This is a genomic window from Sphingobium sp. RSMS, from assembly GCF_005406185.4.
GTDB classification, from domain to species: Bacteria; Pseudomonadota; Alphaproteobacteria; order Sphingomonadales; family Sphingomonadaceae; genus Sphingobium; species Sphingobium fuliginis.
The window spans coordinates 566,023-584,325 of sequence record NZ_CM191257.1 but is presented as its reverse complement, the minus strand read 5'-3'; the positions used below and the strand labels follow the sequence as shown (position 1 = coordinate 584,325).

At 63.0% G+C, this 18,303-nt stretch carries 14 protein-coding genes; 7 read left to right on the top strand and 7 right to left on the bottom strand.

Annotation, left to right across the window (positions count from 1 at the left end; genetic code table 11):
- The first annotated feature begins 293 nt into the window (after positions 1-293).
- A complete protein-coding gene (locus tag EGM87_RS02710) occupies positions 294-908 on the top strand; it encodes a hypothetical protein (protein WP_137709965.1) in 615 nt (204 codons plus the stop codon).
- Positions 909-919: 11 nt separating this feature from the next.
- Positions 920-1,507, top strand: a complete 588-nt coding sequence (locus tag EGM87_RS02705) for a sigma factor-like helix-turn-helix DNA-binding protein (protein WP_171010039.1) — start codon at positions 920-922, stop codon at positions 1,505-1,507.
- On the opposite strand, the gene EGM87_RS02700 is transcribed toward EGM87_RS02705, so the two are convergent.
- Both EGM87_RS02700 and traD read right to left on the bottom strand, forming a co-directional pair.
- Positions 1,500-1,733: a conjugal transfer protein TraD gene (locus EGM87_RS02700; RefSeq protein WP_137709967.1), complete on the bottom strand. Its 234-nt coding sequence runs from the start codon at positions 1,731-1,733 to the stop codon at positions 1,500-1,502. The genes EGM87_RS02705 and EGM87_RS02700 overlap by 8 nt on opposite strands.
- 22 nt (positions 1,734-1,755) lie before the next feature.
- Positions 1,756-2,061 carry a conjugal transfer protein TraD gene (traD, locus tag EGM87_RS02695; RefSeq protein ID WP_137709968.1) on the bottom strand — a complete coding sequence of 102 codons (306 nt, stop codon included), beginning with the start codon at positions 2,059-2,061 and terminating at the stop codon, positions 1,756-1,758.
- A gap of 172 nt (positions 2,062-2,233) precedes the next feature.
- Between traD and traA the strand changes: the two genes are divergently transcribed.
- Entirely contained in the window at positions 2,234-5,236 is a 3,003-nt protein-coding gene (gene traA, locus EGM87_RS02690) for a Ti-type conjugative transfer relaxase TraA (RefSeq protein WP_137709969.1), read from the top strand.
- Between the two features lie 18 nt (positions 5,237-5,254).
- Positions 5,255-6,016: a DUF6118 family protein gene (locus EGM87_RS02685; protein ID WP_137709970.1), complete on the top strand. Its 762-nt coding sequence runs from the start codon at positions 5,255-5,257 to the stop codon at positions 6,014-6,016.
- Positions 6,017-6,103: 87 nt separating this feature from the next.
- Here EGM87_RS02685 and EGM87_RS02680 read toward each other — a convergent pair whose 3' ends face one another.
- Both EGM87_RS02680 and EGM87_RS02675 read right to left on the bottom strand, forming a co-directional pair.
- The gene (locus tag EGM87_RS02680; RefSeq protein WP_137709971.1) at positions 6,104-6,958 is read right to left on the bottom strand and encodes an NYN domain-containing protein; all 855 of its coding nucleotides are present in this window, start codon (positions 6,956-6,958) and stop codon (positions 6,104-6,106) included.
- A gap of 704 nt (positions 6,959-7,662) precedes the next feature.
- Entirely contained in the window at positions 7,663-8,862 is a 1,200-nt protein-coding gene (locus EGM87_RS02675) for an IS256 family transposase (protein WP_137708825.1), read from the bottom strand.
- 534 nt (positions 8,863-9,396) lie between these two features.
- Here EGM87_RS02675 and EGM87_RS02670 point away from each other — a divergent pair.
- The 3 genes from EGM87_RS02670 to EGM87_RS02660 are packed head-to-tail and all read left to right on the top strand — an operon-like array spanning position 9,397 to position 11,052.
- The gene (locus EGM87_RS02670; RefSeq protein WP_130030048.1) at positions 9,397-10,131 is read left to right on the top strand and encodes a hypothetical protein; all 735 of its coding nucleotides are present in this window, start codon (positions 9,397-9,399) and stop codon (positions 10,129-10,131) included.
- A gap of 23 nt (positions 10,132-10,154) precedes the next feature.
- Positions 10,155-10,598: a hypothetical protein gene (locus tag EGM87_RS02665; RefSeq protein WP_137709973.1), complete on the top strand. Its 444-nt coding sequence runs from the start codon at positions 10,155-10,157 to the stop codon at positions 10,596-10,598.
- Positions 10,599-10,605: 7 nt separating this feature from the next.
- Positions 10,606-11,052 carry a RidA family protein gene (locus EGM87_RS02660; RefSeq protein WP_044663103.1) on the top strand — a complete coding sequence of 149 codons (447 nt, stop codon included), beginning with the start codon at positions 10,606-10,608 and terminating at the stop codon, positions 11,050-11,052.
- Between the two features lie 848 nt (positions 11,053-11,900).
- Here EGM87_RS02660 and EGM87_RS02655 read toward each other — a convergent pair.
- From EGM87_RS02655 to EGM87_RS02645, 3 genes are all read right to left on the bottom strand, one after another.
- The gene (locus EGM87_RS02655) at positions 11,901-13,310 is read right to left on the bottom strand and encodes a porin (protein ID WP_137709974.1); all 1,410 of its coding nucleotides are present in this window, start codon (positions 13,308-13,310) and stop codon (positions 11,901-11,903) included.
- A gap of 228 nt (positions 13,311-13,538) precedes the next feature.
- On the bottom strand, positions 13,539-16,898 hold the full coding sequence (locus EGM87_RS02650; RefSeq protein ID WP_253719120.1) for an HlyD family type I secretion periplasmic adaptor subunit: 3,360 nt from the start codon (positions 16,896-16,898) through the stop codon (positions 13,539-13,541).
- Positions 16,891-18,213, bottom strand: coding sequence for a TolC family protein (locus tag EGM87_RS02645; RefSeq protein ID WP_137710002.1), 1,323 nt, complete (start codon positions 18,211-18,213; stop codon positions 16,891-16,893). Before EGM87_RS02645 ends, EGM87_RS02650 begins: the two co-directional genes overlap by 8 nt.
- Between the last annotated feature and the right edge of the window lie 90 nt (positions 18,214-18,303).

Sequence of the window (18,303 nt, the reverse complement as noted above, 5' to 3'; positions counted from 1 at the left end):
CTGATTCGCCAGCGGGTTGGCGCAGCTCTCCCTTTTCTGCTAACATGATCAGGCGCTGCGCAAAGGGCAGTGCCGGGACTGGTAATCCCGCGAACACAGATAACTCGGCAACACCTGTTGTCCGGGGTGCCGTCGTATATGTCCAAGCCCTCGGGCTAAAAACGGCGGCGCATGTGTGTTCGCATGTTACCAGCCCCGGCAACTTCCGCGCTCAGTGCGCGGGAGTTCGGGACCGTGCCGCATCCGCCCCACCACTTCCGCCTGACCCGCATGGATGCGGACCGGAGGTGCATATGGGTAAGACCGCTCCTGTCACATCGCGCCGCGCATTGTTGCGGGCGCTGACCGCCACGCCAATCGCCGTTTCTACCGCTGTCGTTTCGCCATGGGGTGAGGCCCTGGCCGATCTTCACAAGCGTTATGGCGATTCACCGGCAACCCTTGTTCGGACCAAGGAAGGACGAAGCCTGAGCCGCTTCCGCTATCACAATGCGGAGTCCTTCTTGCCGGATCGCGAGCCGGGTTTGAACCGTGACTGGCACCAATTTCTCTATCGCGCCGGGATCGCTGCCCAGCTTGGGCTTTCCTCCCATCTGCTGGACGTGGGTTTTCCTGATGGCTGGTGCGCCCGTCATATCGGTCTGCGCGTCGCCAAATCGCTGGCCTATGCGAACGTCACGGGCCTCGGGCATGACTGCCCCGACATGACCCGGCTGGCGATGGTTCTCACCCCTTATTGGAAGTGGAACCAGCCTCGCCTCTTCGGGGAACCGGAACCCGATGATGGCGGGTTCACGGTGGACGAGGTTCGCCCGCTGCTGCGTGCCTTGCTCGACCGCGTCCATGACGTTACCGGCCATCGCCGCCCGAACGGCTGGCGCCGCGAACATCGGGACGCCCGGTCATGAGGAGACCTATCATGACCGATGCGCCTGACCCCGACACCGAGCGGCTCGCCGCCTACCGGAAAGCCGTCGACCGCCTGCCGGTCCTGACGCGCGTCATATTCCTGCTCGTTCGTCTGGAGGCCCTGTCCTATGATGAAATCGCCCGCCGATTGTCCATCGACGCGCAGGCGGTGGAATCCTGCCTCGTCGAGGCGCTCGGCATGATCCGCAGGATGCTCGATGGTAACACGCCCTCACGCAGGGATGATCCGCGCATCGCCGCTGCCGAGGCTGATCTGCATCGGCGCCATCGCGCCTATTGCGAGGAAGCTTTGCAGGCACTGCGTATCGCCGATCTGATCCCATGGACCGAGGATGGCGACGACGACCAGACCTTCATGCGGGTGATTGTCGCCGCCATGCCTCCCCGCGTCCATGACACCTTTATTCTCAATCGCGTCGAGCAACTGAACTACGTGCAGATTGCTGAACGCATGGGGACGTTCCAATGGATAGTGCGGCATCGTATGCTCCGCGCCATTCGCCATATCGCGCGAGGCCCGGACCGGTTCGAACAGTGGTTGCGCGATAGGGCCTCGGAACCTGCGACGATCAATTAGCCGATGGCTTCTCCGCCTCGAACGCGCGTTTGCCTTTGCGTTGCCACAACGCCAGCGCGTTGCTCCGCTCTGGCCCGCGCAACCTGTCGGCGACGGTGAGGAAGGCGCCGTAGAGGATGGCGCGATCATCGTCGGTCAGATCGACCAATCCGGCCTTGGTGACGAGGCCGCCCAGCTCGATCAGGTGCCGCGTGCGTTCGCGGCGCTTGATGGCCCATTCGCGCATGTCGGTTCGCGCCTTTCGTGCCTCAAGCCGATGCCGCGCCGCCTTCAAGCGGGAGAGTGCCGCTCGGGCTGCGTTCAACTCCGCTCGCAGGCTGGCGTTTTTCACCGCGAAAGAAAGCCGCGCCCGTCTTGCGCCAGCCCTCCTTTGTGGCGGCGTCCTTTACCGCGACGGCGTGCAGCAGTGCGCCTGCCAGCAGATCGGCGTCGAGGGCATCGGCTCCGCACGCCGCCACCAGTTCGCCCAGCTGGCGCACGCGCCGTTCCTTAAGCTGGCGTGCCTTGTCGGCCAGCGCCTTGATCTCCGAATCAAAATCGCGGGGCTTACGCATCGCAAAGTCTCCATTGAGTGACGATGGAGCGATGATAAGATAAACCTCGCCACCGCGCAGTAGAGTCGCCGGGACAGTCTGACACCACCTAGTCCCTTCCGAGAAAAATTCGAGAAGGGCGCGCTTATACGTCGTTCCGACGTGCGCTCAGAAGTGTAAATGGTATGCCGCTATGGCGATATACCATTTCAGCGTGCAAGTCATCGGCCGCGCTTCCGGCCGCTCCGCCGTATCGGCGGCGGCCTATCGCGCGGGCGAGCGGCTGCACGACGAACGCCTTGACCGCGACCATGATTTCCGCGCTCGCGCTGGCGTCGAGCATAGCGAAATCATGCTGCCGGAGAATGCGCCGGAAGAGTGGCGCGACCGCGAACGCCTCTGGAACGATGTCGAGGAGTTCGAGAAGCGCAAGGACGCGCAGCTTGCCCGCGAGGTGGAGTTTGCCATCCCGCGCGAGATGAGCAAGGCCGAGGGCATCGAACTTGCCCGCGATTTCGTTCAGACTGAATTTGTCGATCGCGGCATGATCGCAGACCTGAACGTGCATTGGGACATAGGCGCGGACGGTCGGCCCAAACCCCATGCCCATGTCATGCTCACCATGCGCGAAGCCACCCCGGAGGGGTTTGGGGCAAAGGTCCGCGATTGGAACGACCATGAGAATGTCGAGCGCTGGCGCGAACGCTGGGCCGATTACGTCAACGCCCGCCTTGCCGAACTCGACATAGACGCGCGCATCGACCATCGCAGCTTGGCGGAACAGGGCATCGACCTTGAACCGCAAAGCAAGATCGGCGGTCCCGCGCAGCGGATAGAGCAAGCGGGACATCTTGCCGACCGAGCCGAGCTTCATCGCGAGATCGCGCGGGAGAATGGGGAACGCATCATCGCCAATCCCGGCATCGCGCTCGACGCGATCACCCACCAGCAGGCCACGTTCACCACCCGCGACATGGCGATGTTCGTGCATCGCCATTCGGACGGACAGGACCAGTTCAACGCCGCGATGAGCGCGGTGCGCGGCTCGCCCGACCTGATCGCGCTGGGTAAGGACGGGCGCGGCGAGGATCGGTTCACGTCGCGCGAGATGATAGAGGCCGAGCAGCGGTTGCAGCTCGCGGCGGAGTTGATGGCCGAGCGCGAGCGGCATCGCGTTTCGGAGGGGGACCGGGAGGGCGCGCTTCGCGCGGCGGCGGCGCGCGGGCTGGACCTGTCGGGCGAGCAGCGCGCGGCATTCGACCATGCAACCGATGGGCGCGACCTCAGCGTCGTCGTCGGCTACGCCGGGACCGGCAAGAGCGCGATGCTGGGGGTGGCGCGCGAGGCATGGGAAGATGCCGGGTTCAACGTGCGCGGCGCGGCACTGGCTGGCATCGCCGCCGAAGGGCTGGAGAACGGCTCTGGCATCGCCTCGCGCACGCTCGCGAGCATGGAACATGGTTGGGCGCAGGGCCGTGATCTTCTCTCCGCCGGCGACGTGCTGGTGATCGATGAGGCGGGCATGGTCGGTACGCGCCAGATAGAGCGCGTCCTGTCCCACGCCGCCGATGCGGGCGCGAAGGTCGTTCTTGTCGGCGACGCTGAGCAATTGCAGTCGATCGAGGCAGGCGCGGCGTTCCGGTCGGTCCATGAGCGTCATGGCGGCGTCGAGATCACCGAGGTTCGTCGTCAGCATGAGGAATGGCAGCGCGACGCCACCCGCCATCTCGCCACCGGCCGAACCAGCGAGGCCATCCATGCCTATGCCGACAAGGGGATGGTACACCAGGCCGAGACGCGCGAGCAGGCGCGCGGTGAGCTTGTCGAGCGCTGGGACCGCGAACGGCAGGCCGACCCCGACGCCAGCCGCATCATCCTCACCCATACCAATGCCGAGGTGCGCGATTTGAACGACGCGGCGCGTGAGGCGATGCGGAATGCAGGCGAGTTGGGCGACGAAAGCCAAGTGAAAACCGAACGCGGCGACCGCGCCTTTGCCAGCGGCGACCGCATCATGTTCCTGCGCAACGAGCGCAGCATGGAAGTAAAGAACGGTACGCTCGCGACCGTCGAACAGGTGGACAAAGGCCATATGGCGGTGCGCACCGATGACGGGCGCAGCGTCGCGTTCGACACAAAAGACTATCGCGCCATCGACCACGGCTATGCCGCCACCATCCACAAGGCGCAGGGCATGACCGTGGATCGGGCGCATGTTTTGGCGACGCCGGGGATGGATCGCCACGGCTCCTATGTCGCGCTGTCGCGCCACCGCGATGGCGTGGACCTTCATTATGGCCGCGACGACTTCAAGGACGAGCGCCGCCTTGCCGCCGTGCTCGGCCGCGAGCGCGCCAAGGACATGGCGACCGATTACGAGAAGGCGGACCCGGCCCGCGACTTCGCCGAACGGCGCGGCATCACCTTCCGCGAGCGTGTCGCCGAGATCGTCCGTCCGGTGGTCGAGAAGGCGCGAGGGATCTTCGATAATTTCCGACCCAACGTCACGCCCGAGATCCCGGCGCGGGAGCGCGGTATGTTTGCGGGGTTCCGCCCGAGCGCGGAGCGCGCGGAGCGCCCGGAACAGGACCGAGGACGCGAGAAGCTGCCAGACATGCAGCGTGATCCGCAACCATTGCGCGTGGGCGGCGTGCGCGGCGCTGTCGAGCGTTACGCCAAGGCGGTGGACGCCATCCAGCAGACCCGCGCGCAAGGATTGAAGGCCATGCCGCACCAGCGCGAGGCACTGGACCGGGCGCGCGACGCTCTGAACGCCGTGCGGCCCGAAGGCGCGTCCGACCTCGACAGCGCGTTTAAGGGCAGCCCAGAGCTTGTCCGCGAGGCCGCCGAGGGGCGCGGCCAGGCCGCGATGCGCGCGATGCAGTTGGAGACGGAAATCCGGATGGACCCGTTCCAACGCGCGGATCGGTTCGTGGAAGGCTGGCTGCAATTGCAGCGCGCCCATGACGAGCTTGTCCGCGACGGCAATTTCCGGGGTGCGGGGCGTGCCGCGCAGCAGATGGCCGGCATGGCGAAAAGTCTGGAGCGCGATCCTCAGCTTGAATCGGTGCTGTCAGGTCGCGACCGCCGCGACCTCGGGTTGGAAGCCAGCGAACGTTTCGGTCGCAGCCTGTCCAGCGCCCTTGCCGATAGCATTCCCCGCGAGATCAGTCGCGGTCTGGGCATGAGCCGCTAACCCCAAGGAGACGATGATATGGACGACGAAGAACAATCACTGCTCAATGTCCCGGAACCTGTAGCCCGCCCTGACGCGGCGGCCGAGGCGTTCGCGGCATTGTCGCAGCGCGTGGCCGGGATGGAGGAACGGCTGGATGGGCGCATGGCGATGATCACCCGCGCGCTCGAGCATATCGCCATCGAGAGGCAGAGCATCGAAATACCCGATTATACCCCGACCCTTGCCAAGATCGGCGGGCATTTGGCGACGCTTGCGCCGCAGATGAAGAGACTTGCGGACGCACCCACCATGCAGTTGACGCCGGAGAGCATGGCCGGGCGGATCGCTGAGGCGGCGAAAGCCGCGCGAGAGACAGACAAGGCCACCATCGGCCAATCGCTCGATCTTCATCGCCGCGCTCATGCCGATCTTGGTGAGGCCATCGGCAAGGTCCGCACGCGAACGGAGCAGCGCTGGCACATGCTCTATACCGGCATCGGTACCGCGCTGACCGTATCGCTCCTGTGGCTGGTATATCCGGGCTGGGCGGCGGATATAGGCCCGCAAGGCTGGCGCTGGCCCGAACGGGTCGCGCGCCGCACTATGGGCGAACCAACCCTATGGGATGCTGGTATCCGGCTCATGCGCGCTGGGAACCCGGAAGGCTGGCAAGCGATCGTGGAGGCTGCCAACCTAGCCCGCGAGAACCGGGATGCCATCGCTGCGTGCGAAAAGACCGCTGAAAAAGCCAAAAAGCCGGTGCGATGCACGATTAGGATAGGACCGTCGCAACCCTGACCGAGCGCTTGGAAAACCGTGCGAACCCGGCTGGCTGTTACAGCGCTATATGAGAAGCGCGCCGCCATCCGGATTCGCTCTGCGAAATTAACTTGCGGTTGCGATGTAAGCGGGAAGTGCCTTAATCGCTTTGACGAAATCAGCCCGTGCCGACCGCCTTTCATCAGGCGTCAAATCGCGCGACAATCCATCGCGGCAACGACCAAGCATTGGCCGATCAAGCTCTGGCGGCAAACCCTGACGAGACATCCAAAAAGTTCGAAGGTCATTCAGGTCATCCGTGCTCAACCCAGCAAGCAAGCCGTCGATGACGCCTCTAATGACTGCGGCATCATCGGCCTTTCCATCGGGGCCAGCAGGTTGAGTTTGCGCGGGAACAGCGGCTACCGCCGCTGCTGGTGCGGCAACGGTGGAAAGGAAAGTCGCCACCATAGCCCCGTCCCACTCCGTTGTCGTATCGGCTTCTTGCCGCAAAAGAGGAGACTGTGAACCTCGGGCCGGATGGATTCCAAGAAGGTGAATGCTGACGCCGTAGTTCTGCGCGATCTGAGCACCAATACGGACATCTTCATCGCCTGAGACGAGAAGAGCATCGGTGATTGATCGGTTGCGGGCTAGCTCGATGAGATCAGTGACGATAAGGGAATCGACGCCTTTTTGCTCACCTTGCCCATTCAAGACACCAAGACGCAGCTTAACTCGGTCCAAAACCGCCAAACTGCTTTGCTGAGCGCTCATGCCCCTATGAAGGGGAGCATCATACCAGTATATTCGAAGGAGGCGCGCGCCCTCACTCTTGTCATGTGCCAGCTTCTGGAGGGCTGCAATTGCAGCAGCCTCGTTTAGCCTCAACTCCGAGCGATGTCTTTTCGCTCCGGTAAGCGCTACCGAGCCTTGCGCAAACAGGTAGCCAGCATCGACAAAAACAGCACTATATGTCATTTTGCACCCTAGAAAGTAGTAAGGGGCCCCCGCAGGGACCCCTTGTAGGTTGCAGCACGACAGAAAAGTGTAGAGCCGTACTGCAGGGGCTCACATGCGCTTTCACCGTCAAAAAGTCAAGGCCCGTGGCGTACTCAAGCTGTTTGGCAGAATCCTCCCATGCCGGCGGATCAGCATCATGTGCTCCCCACGATCGCGAAATGCCCCCATCGCCAGGTTGAGGCATTTGGCCCATCAACTACCATCCAAACCCACCCGATCCCGATAGACAGTTGGCACTTGTGATGGTACAATTTTCTCGTCAGGTCAAAAACTGACTGCAAATCAATACCTTGCCTCGATTGCCGGGTGCCCGTAGGGGTCACCAACCTCCTAAAAAGCACAAAGTCCGTGCTGGCTGCTTTACTCCTGCTAATACAGCTACAGCGAAGCGAAGAAGCGCTGTCATGTACTGCCGTGGAAGCACCAGAAGCCGGCACTTACCATTGGCATCGATAGCTTCCCAAGCTCCGCTGAGCCTTTGAGGAGGAAGCTCTCATCCAGCAAACTCTCAGACCAAAGATCCTGCGAAGTTTGCGGCTTTTCGATGTTGGACAACAGCAGACGGTCCCAACGGCAATTTGGCGTGCATTTGGATCGTGTCCCACTGCGTGGTGTAGGTTCTCCGGCGTAGCCATAGCGATCTCCGGCTAGAGCCGGGTTGATCACGCGGCCATGGGGGGCAGCGTGACGAGCGGATCATCGCCGATTTGGGCGACGCTTTCCAGTGTCATGTAGCGGGAGCGCTGGACCGCCCATTCGTCATTCTGTTCCAGCAGGATAGCGCCCACGAGGCGGGTGATGGCATCCTCGTTGGGGAAGATGCCGACCACCTCTGTGCGCCGCTTGATTTCGCCGTTGAGGCGCTCGAGCGGGTTGGTCGAGTGCAACTTCGTGCGATGCTGCGGCGGGAAGGACATGTAAGCCAGCACGTCCTGCTCGGCGTCGTCCATCAGTTTGGCCAGCTTGGGCACCGCCGGTCGAAGCTGATCAGCGACCTTGCGCCACTGGATCGTGGCGGCCTCGGCGGTTTCCTGGGCGTACGCAGTGGCGATCAGCGCGGAGACGACACGGTTCCGGCTCCGCCCGGCATGAGCGATGGCATTGCGGGCAAAATGCACGCGGCAGCGCTGCCAGGTGGCATTGAAGACGCGGGACACCGCCGCCTTGATACCCTCATGGGCGTCGGAGATGACGAGCTTCACGCCGCGCAGGCCCCGCCGCGCCAGATTGCGCAGGAAGTCGGTCCAGAAAGTCTCGGCTTCAGAAGCACCGATCGCCATGCCCAGCACCTCGCGGCGGCCATCGCTGTTGACGCCGACCGCGATGGTGACCGCCACCGAGACGATCCGCCCCGCCTGCCGGACCTTGAGGTAGGTGGCATCGACCCAGAGATAAGGCCAGTCGCCTTCGATGGGCCGATCGAGGAATGCCTTCACCCGCTGGTCGATCTCCTGGCAAAGGCGGCTGACCTGGCTCTTGGAGATGCCGCTCATGCCAAGCGCCTTGACCAGATCATCGACCGAGCGCGTCGAGATGCCCTGAATATACGCCTCCTGGATCACCGCCGTCAGCGCCTTCTCGGCCAGCCGGCGGGGTTCCAGAAAGCCGGGAAAATAGCTGCCGGTGCGCAGCTTGGGGATGCGCAGCTCGACGGTGCCCGCGCGCGTCTCCCAATCCCGATCGCGGTAGCCATTACGCTGCGCCTGCCGCTCCGCGCTCTTCTCGCCATAGGCGGCGCCGGTCAGCCCACCGACCTCCAGCTCCATCAGCCGTTGCGCGGCAAAGCCAATCATCTCGCGCAGAAAATCGCTGTCGGCACTCTTCCCCAGAAGTGCCTGAACGTCCATCATCTCCTTGGTCATCGGAATCTCCGTAGCTTTGAGTGTGGTAACCCAAATCTATCCGAGATCGCCGATGGCCACCCGCGAAACTGACCGGCCGCTACTGCGCTTAATCGATGAGCGCGCGTCCGGTCAGCTTCGCTAACCGTCGAGCTACACCATCACCGGGGACACGACCTGCATTTGGCGGAAGTCAGCAGATAAGACCTACGCGCGCGCTGTAATATGGGACCAGCGATCCAGCTTTTATCGATTGCCATCAAAATTTTGCAATCGTTTGTTATAGTAAGAATGCGGATGATGCCTGAGGCACTCGAGGGCCAATCAGCCCGGCAATGAGTGGGATCCAAAGCGGAAATCCCTTCTTGCTCGCCGGAAACCTCATTGCAGGCGCCTGCACCGGATCAAAAATCGGCTTTCGTTGACAACGCAATGGCGATATGCAATCGTTTGTAGTGAACATATTCCAACCCGTCAGGACACCGATCGCTCATACTGCAATCCAATAGCTTCCGAGCTTTCACCTCCCATCCTTTCACCCCCTAAGGAGTTGTAATGCAACCGAACAATGAGAATCACGCCGTAGGAGAGGACTCAGCGCTGCACACTCGGCACAACATCGCCTTGTATCACCGCGACCATATGCGGTTCAACGCGACGCTGCTGCTCGAGATCGCGGCCGACATCAGCCGTGAGGCGAACAGGCTGAAGGTTTTCGGGGACTATTGGCAGCGGGAGCCGGAGCCGCTCGCAACTGCTCCCTTCGACACCTCCCACCCGCGCAGCACCGCATGCGGTTGCGGCGATCTGAGTCCCCTGAGCGCCGTCGCCGGCGCGGGCATCCTCTTCATGGAAGGGCTGGGCGAGCCGGAAGAGATCCGGGTGCTGAAGGAAAAACTGAGGTACCGGGGCGAGCAATTCGTCGATAAGGGGCAGTGGCTCGTCGACATCATGGCAGTGATCTGGAAGCAGGATCTGGAACTGCTGGATCCCGCCACCGTCGCTGCATGGCCCTGGATCTCCGTGATCTCCAACACCTGGCGCGGCGCGAAGCAGAGATTGACGGCAGGCAAGCTGCTCCTGACGGCACGCGACTATCTGGAGAAGGTCGACTTCGCGCCGGCTGCGCTCCGCAAGAATCGTGCGGCTTCAGGAAAGCTGCTCCTGTCTGCGGCATGGGCGATGGACGCGGCCGCCACTCTCTTCTGCGAGAACACTTCCAGCCTCACCTATGACGATCCGGAGATGATCAGATATCTGACCTTCTTCGAGAACGCCACGTCCCGCTGATCCCCGCATTTACGGAGTACCCAATGTCAACGACAATCGACCTGAGGATGTATTCAAGGCAGCTTCTACAGGCTACGCAGCAGCTCGACATCCTGATCGAGCAGGTGGCGGCCACTGACCTGACCACCGATGAGATCAATGCGGTCGCAACCCATTCGCGGGCGCTTGTGGACGCATTGAGCGCCACGCGTTCGGGCTTGCAGTCTGCCGGCAAGGACGGACTGGAAGCCGGTCTGGATCCCGCCAATGTCCGGCGTGCGATGGCCGCTTCGATCGCTGAACTTCCGCTGGAACCTGCGCTCTACGCGCTGGAAGCGGTAACGCCGCTTGTCGAGAAGGCCAAGGCGCAGCAATCCAGCCATGGGGTACTTTCGGTGCCGCTGTGCCTGGCATATCGCCACTGCATCGAAGCGCTCCGGCCGTTGGCCGCGGCAGTCGACCCGCAAGATCTTGTTGGAGCTCGTTGAGGAAATCATGACCGACCGTAATTTCAACAAGACGAACGTCAATCATAACAAGGGCTGGGCACGCGACTTGTTCAGCGACGTTTCCATCGTCGAGGCCCCGGCAGGCGCGAAGTACCTGTTCCTGTCAGGTGTGTCGGCTGAGGATCCGGAAGCCACCGATCTTCATTCGGTGACTATCCTGGGTGATGGCGATTTCCGCAAGCAGACCCAGATCGCATTTCGGAAGATCAAGACCGTGCTGGCGGCACATGGCGCCACCTTGGCCGATGTCGTGCGGATGACGGCCTATGTCACCGATCGCGCGAATATTTGGACCTATTTCGAGGTTCAGGGCGAAGAACTGGACGGCGCTCCCCGCCCGCCACATACCTTCCTTGAAATCTCCTCCCTGGCAGTCCCTGAGATGCTGGTGGAGATCGAAGTGACGGCGATGATCGGCCTTAATCCGAGTTGATTGCCGCTTGACAGAGCGGTGGCCGTATTTGGTCTTATGCTCGCGAATCCCCGGCCGTTTATAGCAAAGCGGCCGGGCTTCGTGAGAATGGTGGGCGCCGATAGTCGTAAGCGATCTGTCCGCCATCCAGGCCGATGGAACGGATTTCAGGTTATAAGTCGGCGAGCTTGGATTCGTCCTGGGCACCACCCTTTCCTGGGTTCTGCAGCGCTGACGATGCCGAAAGCCGGAGAGCGGTGCCAATCAGGCTTCTCGTTGCAGATACTCTCCATCAGGCGTGACCAGCTTTATGAGGGGACGCCCGACCCCGCGTCTTCCCATCGCAAAAATCCGGTGAAGGGATGGAGAATATGAGGAAGCGACTGCCTCTCAACATCCGTCAACTCCGCCATGCGTTGCGGACGCTCCATGGGGCAGCTTTTCCAACGCTGCGCGTGCGCGGCTCAGGCGGTCAGTCTTGAACCGCCAACGCTGAACCACCATTGCAAAACGGGAGCGCCCCGTCGCAACGCGGCACCCCTCTTCCAGATCGGCAGTTCATCCTTTCGCCGCTATTTTGAGGGGTTATGGGCACTCTTCACCGACGACGCCATTCCTGTCGAGAAAGCAATCGCCCCCGCAGTCGACCATGTCGGGCCAGTCAGTCGCTCGTGCCACATAGCTGAAAATCGGACATGGGATGGACTTCCCCTCTTACGGTTCGGGCATGGACTTGCTCAACCGGAACAGGGCGCTGGCGTCGCTTCAATGGTGAGATGGTGAGATAGAGCGCTGCAAGATACGGCGTCCGTCGCCCACCTGCCTCTAATCCCGCAGGAAGAGCGTTTAAGAGCACCCTCCCCCATGCCTCAGTAATTCCATTGCACCTGTGTACGGATAAGATTGCCTTCCGCACGACCTGTACGGCGTTCGTCGGCTTCGGCGCGCTTCATTCGGGCGAAGGCAAGGGTGAATTCCAGCGCTTTCCACGGCTGCCATTCGACGCCCAGTTCCAATTCGTCGGTTTCCAGACGCGGCGCATTCGTGCCCGCCTTCCACCCGCCGCGATAATATTGCCAGCGGCCATAGGGCATCAGCGTACCGATCGAGTCCGTGGGCATGCGGTACATCATCTGGACATAACCGCCGTTCAGCTTCCTAGTCAGGATGGATTGGCTGGCGCGATCATATTCCGGCCCCTTGCCCCAATTCCATTCTGCCTGGATACCAAAGGGCTGCGGGTAGAGCATGGCGTGGATGCCAAGGCGATCGTCATCATAGGCCACGGAACTGACCGAGCCGCTGCGCAGTTCGGGTTGCACGTCATTCATCATTGCAGAGCCGCCGATTTCGAACACCTGCCCGGCCAAAGCTTCGCCCAGGCCATCCAGTTCGAAAGGCCAGGTAGCGAAGGCGACCTTCATCAGACCCCGATTCTGTTCCGTCCTGTTGGTGCCCTGCCCGTTAAAGGCGCCTATGCCGAATGCGCCGTAATTGCCGAACAGCTTCTGGCCGTCATGCGACAGCCGATCCCAGATCTTCTGCACCGAAGGTGGAGTATAATAGCCGACAATGCCAAGGTCTCGTTCGCTCGGCACCGCGCTGTTAATTGCATCGCTGCGATCGAGCGTCAGGCGGTTGGACGAGGATTGCATATTCTCCCAGCCAAAAGGCACCTTCGACTGGCCGAAACGCAGCCGGAAACTCTTCCCCTTGTCAAGGAAGACGTCGGCATAGGCGTCCCGCAATTGAGCGAAGCCCTCCCGCCGCTCGCTCCCCGCCTGGTTGTTCACCGCGGTGGCGAAATCGGATTGAAGATAGAGCGACACGCGATCGGAAATATCGCCCTGGAGCACCAGCCGCGCACGACGCAGCGAAAAGCTGCCTCGGTCCGAGATCGAACTGTCATGGACCGATCGAAGGCGGGAAACGCCGGCAGGCGCGCTATCGTCGCCCGACAGGAAGGCATTGTAGCGCATCTGGGTATAGCCCCGAAGCGAGAGCCGTTCGTACCACGCCTTCGACTTGGATTCCGGGGCCGATGCGGGCGCGGCGGCCGGCGGCTGGACGGGTGCACTGGCCAGCGCGGCCGATGGCGTAGCGGCAGAGACAGGAACGGCCGCAGCGGGCTCCGCGGCGGCGGGCGCGGACCTGCTGGCGGCGAGCGCGGATGTCAGCGCCTGCACCTGCGCCTTCAGTTCATCGATCTGGCGTTGCAGTTCCACATTGCTCTGGGCGTGCGCTACCTCCGGCATCAGCGCCAGCAGGCTTACCATCATAACCCTGCTTTTGAACATCTTCACCCGCACCGACTGACTCCCCCTATGTCCACTGGGTGCGGCGGCTATGGCATTTCAGCGACAATGGGATGACAGTAATATTTCATTTTGATGACAGGTGGCCGCACCATTGCCGCGCAGGTCCAGGCAGGCCCCGCTTCTCGATAGCAGGGCCAGATGACGGGAAAGTGCATGTGCCGTCGTTTTTTGGAGGACCTTTTTCCGACCCTATCTCTCGCGCATGGCTTCCTTGGCCTTGTTGATCGGCTTCATCAGATAATCGAGCACGGTCTTGCGGCCGGTGCGGATTTCGACCGTCGCGACCATGCCGGGCATGATGGCGTGGTCCTTGCCGTCTTTGGTCCGCAGGCTGGAATGCCGGGTGCGGACATAGACGCGGTAGAAGACCTGATCGCGATTGACCTCATCCTGCAGGGTGTCGGGGGAGATGCGGTCGACCGTGCCGTCCAGCGTGCCGTAGATGGACGGATCATAGGCGGTGATCTTGACCGTCGCGGGCAACCCCGGACGAATGAAGGCGATGTCGCGCGGGCTGATGCGCGCTTCGATGAGCAGCTTGTCCTCCAGCGGCACGATCTCCATCAGCGAACCGCCGGGCTGGAGCACGCCGCCAATGGTCGTCACCTCCAGATTCTTGACGATCCCCCGCACTGGAGAGGTCAAGATGGTGCGGTTCAACTGATCGCGCCGGCCGCTCATCACCTGATCGACCACTTCCAGTTCGGCCTTCGTCTTCGCATAATCGTCATTGGCCTCGATGATGAACTGGTTGCGCAGGGAATCGAGCTTGGCCTGCAGTTCATTTTCCTGCCGCTGGAGCTGGATGACCTCGACCTTGTTGGCCGCGCCCAGTTCGACCAGTGGCGTGGTCATCTGAAGCTGGCGGCGGACGAGCGCGAGCGATTCCCGCAGGCTGGCCGTGGCGACCTGAAGATTCTGGCGCCGGGAACGGAGCAATTCCATCTCCCGCTCGACCAGTCCCGGAGTCTGGCGGACTTCCGCGCCGAACCGGGGCTCTCCGCCAGTGATCTCCGCCTCCAGCCGGGCTGCCGCGGCCTCCAGCGAGCGCGCCTTGGCGACGGACTCGCCCAGGGTGGAACTGAACCGCGCGCGGTCGAGCGTCGCCAGCTTCTGGCGCGGCTGGACGATGTCCCCTTCATGGACGAAGATGCCGTCGACGATGCCGCCTTCCAGGCTCTGGATGACCTGGGAACGCGACGGAGGCGTCACCTTGCCGGGACCGACCGCGACTTCGTCCAGCGTGCCGAACCACGCCCAGATCAGAAAGGCCGTCACGCCCAGGGAAATGATGGGAATGACCCTCAGCTTCTCCGCGAAGGCCAGCCAGTCGCTCTCCTTCCCGGCCGCATCGCGCAGCAGGGGGGACGCCGTCTTCGTTTGCGTCGTCATGCCTGTGCCCTTCCCGTGACGCGGGCGCCGGCCCTGGGCCCGGCCAGCGTGGCGATCACCTTGTCCCTGGGGCCGTCCATGACCACCGCACCGCGCTCTATCACGATGATGCGATCGACCAGTCCGAGCAGTCCGGACCGGTTGGTCGTGACGATTCAGCGTGCGGTCCCCCAGCCATTGGCTGAGTTCGCGCACCAGATGCCGCTCGCTATTCTCGTCCAGCGGCGCGGATGGCTCGTCCAGCAGCAGGATATTGCCCTTGCGCAGCAAGGTGCGGGCAAGCAGCAGCGTTTGGCGCTGGCCGCCCGAAAGGCCTGCGCCGCCCTCCTGCAACAGGAGGTCGAGACCCTGAGACTGGTTCTGGACGAGCGGCAGGCCACCCGTGACGGCCAGCGCCGCCACTATATCCTCGTCGCTGGCATGGGGAGCGCCGACCAGCAGGTTCTCGCGTATGGTGCCCAGGAACAGTTGCGCGCCCTGCCCCAGATAGCCCGTTTCCCTGCGAATGTCGGCCGGGTTGATCAGCGCCATGCTCGTGCCGTCGAGCAACAGCTTGCCGGAGGTCGGTCGCGCCAGCCCCGAAAGCTGGCGAAGCAATGTCGACTTGCCCGCGCCGATCTTGCCCAGCAGGGCGATCCGTTCCCCCTGCCGGATCGAGAGCCGGTCGATCCTCAATACCGCCGGCGATTCCGCGTCATAGGCATAGAGGAGATTTTCGATCTCATAATTGCCGCGCAACAGGGTGCGGCGGAGGAGCCCCGCTTCGGGATCGTGATCCACTGGCTTTTCCATAATGTCGTTGAGCGCGCCGATGGCGACCTTCGCACTCTGCCAGCGGGTGAAGACCTGCCCCAGCGGCACGAACAGCACCAGCGCGCGGCTGGTGAGGATGGAACAGGCGATGAGCGCGCCCATGGTCATGTCGCCGTCCATCACCCGATAGGCCCCGGCGACGACCACCGCCGTATAGGCAAGCTGCTGCAGGGTCTGGGACCAGTTGGAAAACAGGGCGGCGAAGAAGCGCTGCTCCGCCCCGACGCGGGCGCCGGTCACGGTGAACCGTTCCCATAGGGACTGGAAGCGGGGCTCGGCCTGCGCGGTCTTGATCTCGTCGATGCGCTCTATGGATTCCACGAGCATGGCGTTGCGCAGCGCGGCTTCCCGCATGCCCTCCTTCGCCAGCCGCCCAAGGGGAATTTGCAGGAGAAGCCCCGGCAAGACGATGAGGATGAGCGCCGCAACCAGCACGAAGGTCAGCGGCCCCGCCAGCATGGTGAACAGCGCCAGGAAGAGGATGATGAAGGGCAGGTCGACCAGCGCGGACACGGTGGTGGAGGTCAGCAGTTCCCGTATCTGCTCTATGTCGCGCAACTGGGCGATGAAGGCGCCGGTCGACTTGGGCCGCGCATCGTTGCGGATGTCGAGCGCGCGGGCGAATATCCTGGAGGAGATCGCAAGGTCGGCCCGCCGTCCGATCCGGTCCACCACCACCACCCGGGAGGTGCGCAGCAGCAGTTCGAGCAGCAGCGCCATCAGCGTCCCCAGCGCAAGCACCCAAAGCGTGGGGATCGACCGGGCGGGAATGACGCGGTCCCATACCTGCATGGCGAAGAGCGACGTGCCGAAGGTCAGCAGATTGCCGAAAAGCGAGGCGAGCACGATCTCCCCATAGCCGCGCCGGTCGCTGAGCACCGTGTCCCAGAACCAGGACCGCCTGCTTTTGCGAAGGAAGGCGTCGATACGGGCATCACGCGCCCTGGTCGAAAGCGCCTCCACCAGACCGGCGCGGCCCGTCGCCTTCTCCGCAAATTCGGCGCGCGGGATTTCGAGCATGGTCTGGCCCGACAATCCAGGTACCGAAAACAGGACGCTGTCGGCGCCGCGCCGGTGGAGGACGGCAACCACCCCTTCGCGCATTTCGAACAGGGCCGGCAGCATCATGTCCGGCACCTCGTCAGGCCGGACATCGATCAGGTCGAGCTGGATTCCGGACAGCCGGGCCGCCTGCCGCAATTCATCGCGCGGGTCGCCCTCATGGCCGGACCATGCCAGCCGGCCGGTCAGTTCCGCCTCCGTCAACCCTATCCCTTTCAGGCCGGCAAGCGCGACGATGGCCGCGATCCAATTGCGTCCTGCGCCGATTTCCCGATCAGCCATCGCCATCGTCCTGTGTCATGCTGGAGGGCAGGCCAAGCGATTGCCGAAGCTGGCCGAAGACATTCTCATATTGGACCCGCGCACCCAATATGTCGTATTCCGCCGCGATCCTGGCGCTCGCCGCGCGGTAGATTTCCAGTTCGGCATTCAGCAGTTCAGTGAGGCTGCGCTTGCCGAGCTTATATTCCTCCAGGAAGATCGCGCTGGCATCGACGGCCTGCTGTTCCTGGCGGCGATAGGCCCGGATGCGCAGATAACCGCCCCTGATCTGTTCCCGCGCGGCAAGGGCGCGGCCGCGGATGTCGAGGATCGTCGACTCCTTCGTCGCCTGCGCGGCGCGACGGTCCTCCTCGGCCGCCTTCACGGCATAACGGTTGGACCGGCGAACCAGGTCGCCGGTCACCGTCACCATGGCGGAAAAGGCGTCGTCCCTGTTGTTGTAGGTATAATTGTTACGGCTGTAGCCAAGCTGGATGCCAAGGCGCGGGAAGCGCTCGGCCCGCGCCTGCCCTACCCGCGCCGATGCCGCCTGTTCGGCCTGTTCGGCAGCGGCCACGGCAGGCAATGTGGCGAAATCAGGCTCCCCGTCATGGGGCGCGAACCGTTCGATCGCCTGCGCCGGATCGTCATAGGCCTCCGGCATGACGCCGATGAGATTGGCCAGCGTCACCTTGGCCGCCGTCAGCGACGATCCGGCCTGGATCTGGTCGCCGCGGGCGCTTTCCACCCGCACATCGGCCAGCAACAGGTCGGAACGATCGGAAAGCCCGGCATCCACCCGCAACTGGATCAGCATCTGGAGATGCTCCAGCGACTGGACATGCTTTGCGGTTTCGAGTTGCAGCAGTTCGAACCGCTTCACTTCGAGATAGGCGAGCGCGCCTGTCTCCGCCAACTGGTCGGCCGCCGATTCCAGTTCGAACCGGCGCTGCTTCTCGGTCGAACGGGCATAGCCGATCTCTCCCTTCGTCCGGCCGAAGTCCCAGGCAAGCTGGTTGAGCGTCAGGCTGGGCCCCGCCATATTGTCGTTGAGGCCGGAGCCGCTTTTGCCCGACAGCATATTGGGCCCCAGATTGGCCTGATAGGAAAGCTGCGGCGTCCACAGGCTGCGCGCCGCCCCCAGATCGGCCCGCCCCCGGGCCAATGTGGCGCGGGCGCGGGCGAGATCGGGATGGCGGGCAAGCGTCAGCCCGACCGCGTCGGCAAGGCCGATCCTGCTGCCATGGGCTGGAGGGGGATCGGCGACGGGATCGGGGGGCGCGGCGGAACCGGCACCGGCATGGAGCGCTTCCGCCAGGACAAAGCCAAGGAACATGAGAATCTTCCCGGCCAAGGGCGGGAAAATCCCTTTCCGCTTCCGCATCAGCGGCCCCTCTCCCGCCCCTGCCCTCTGGCAGGTGACGGC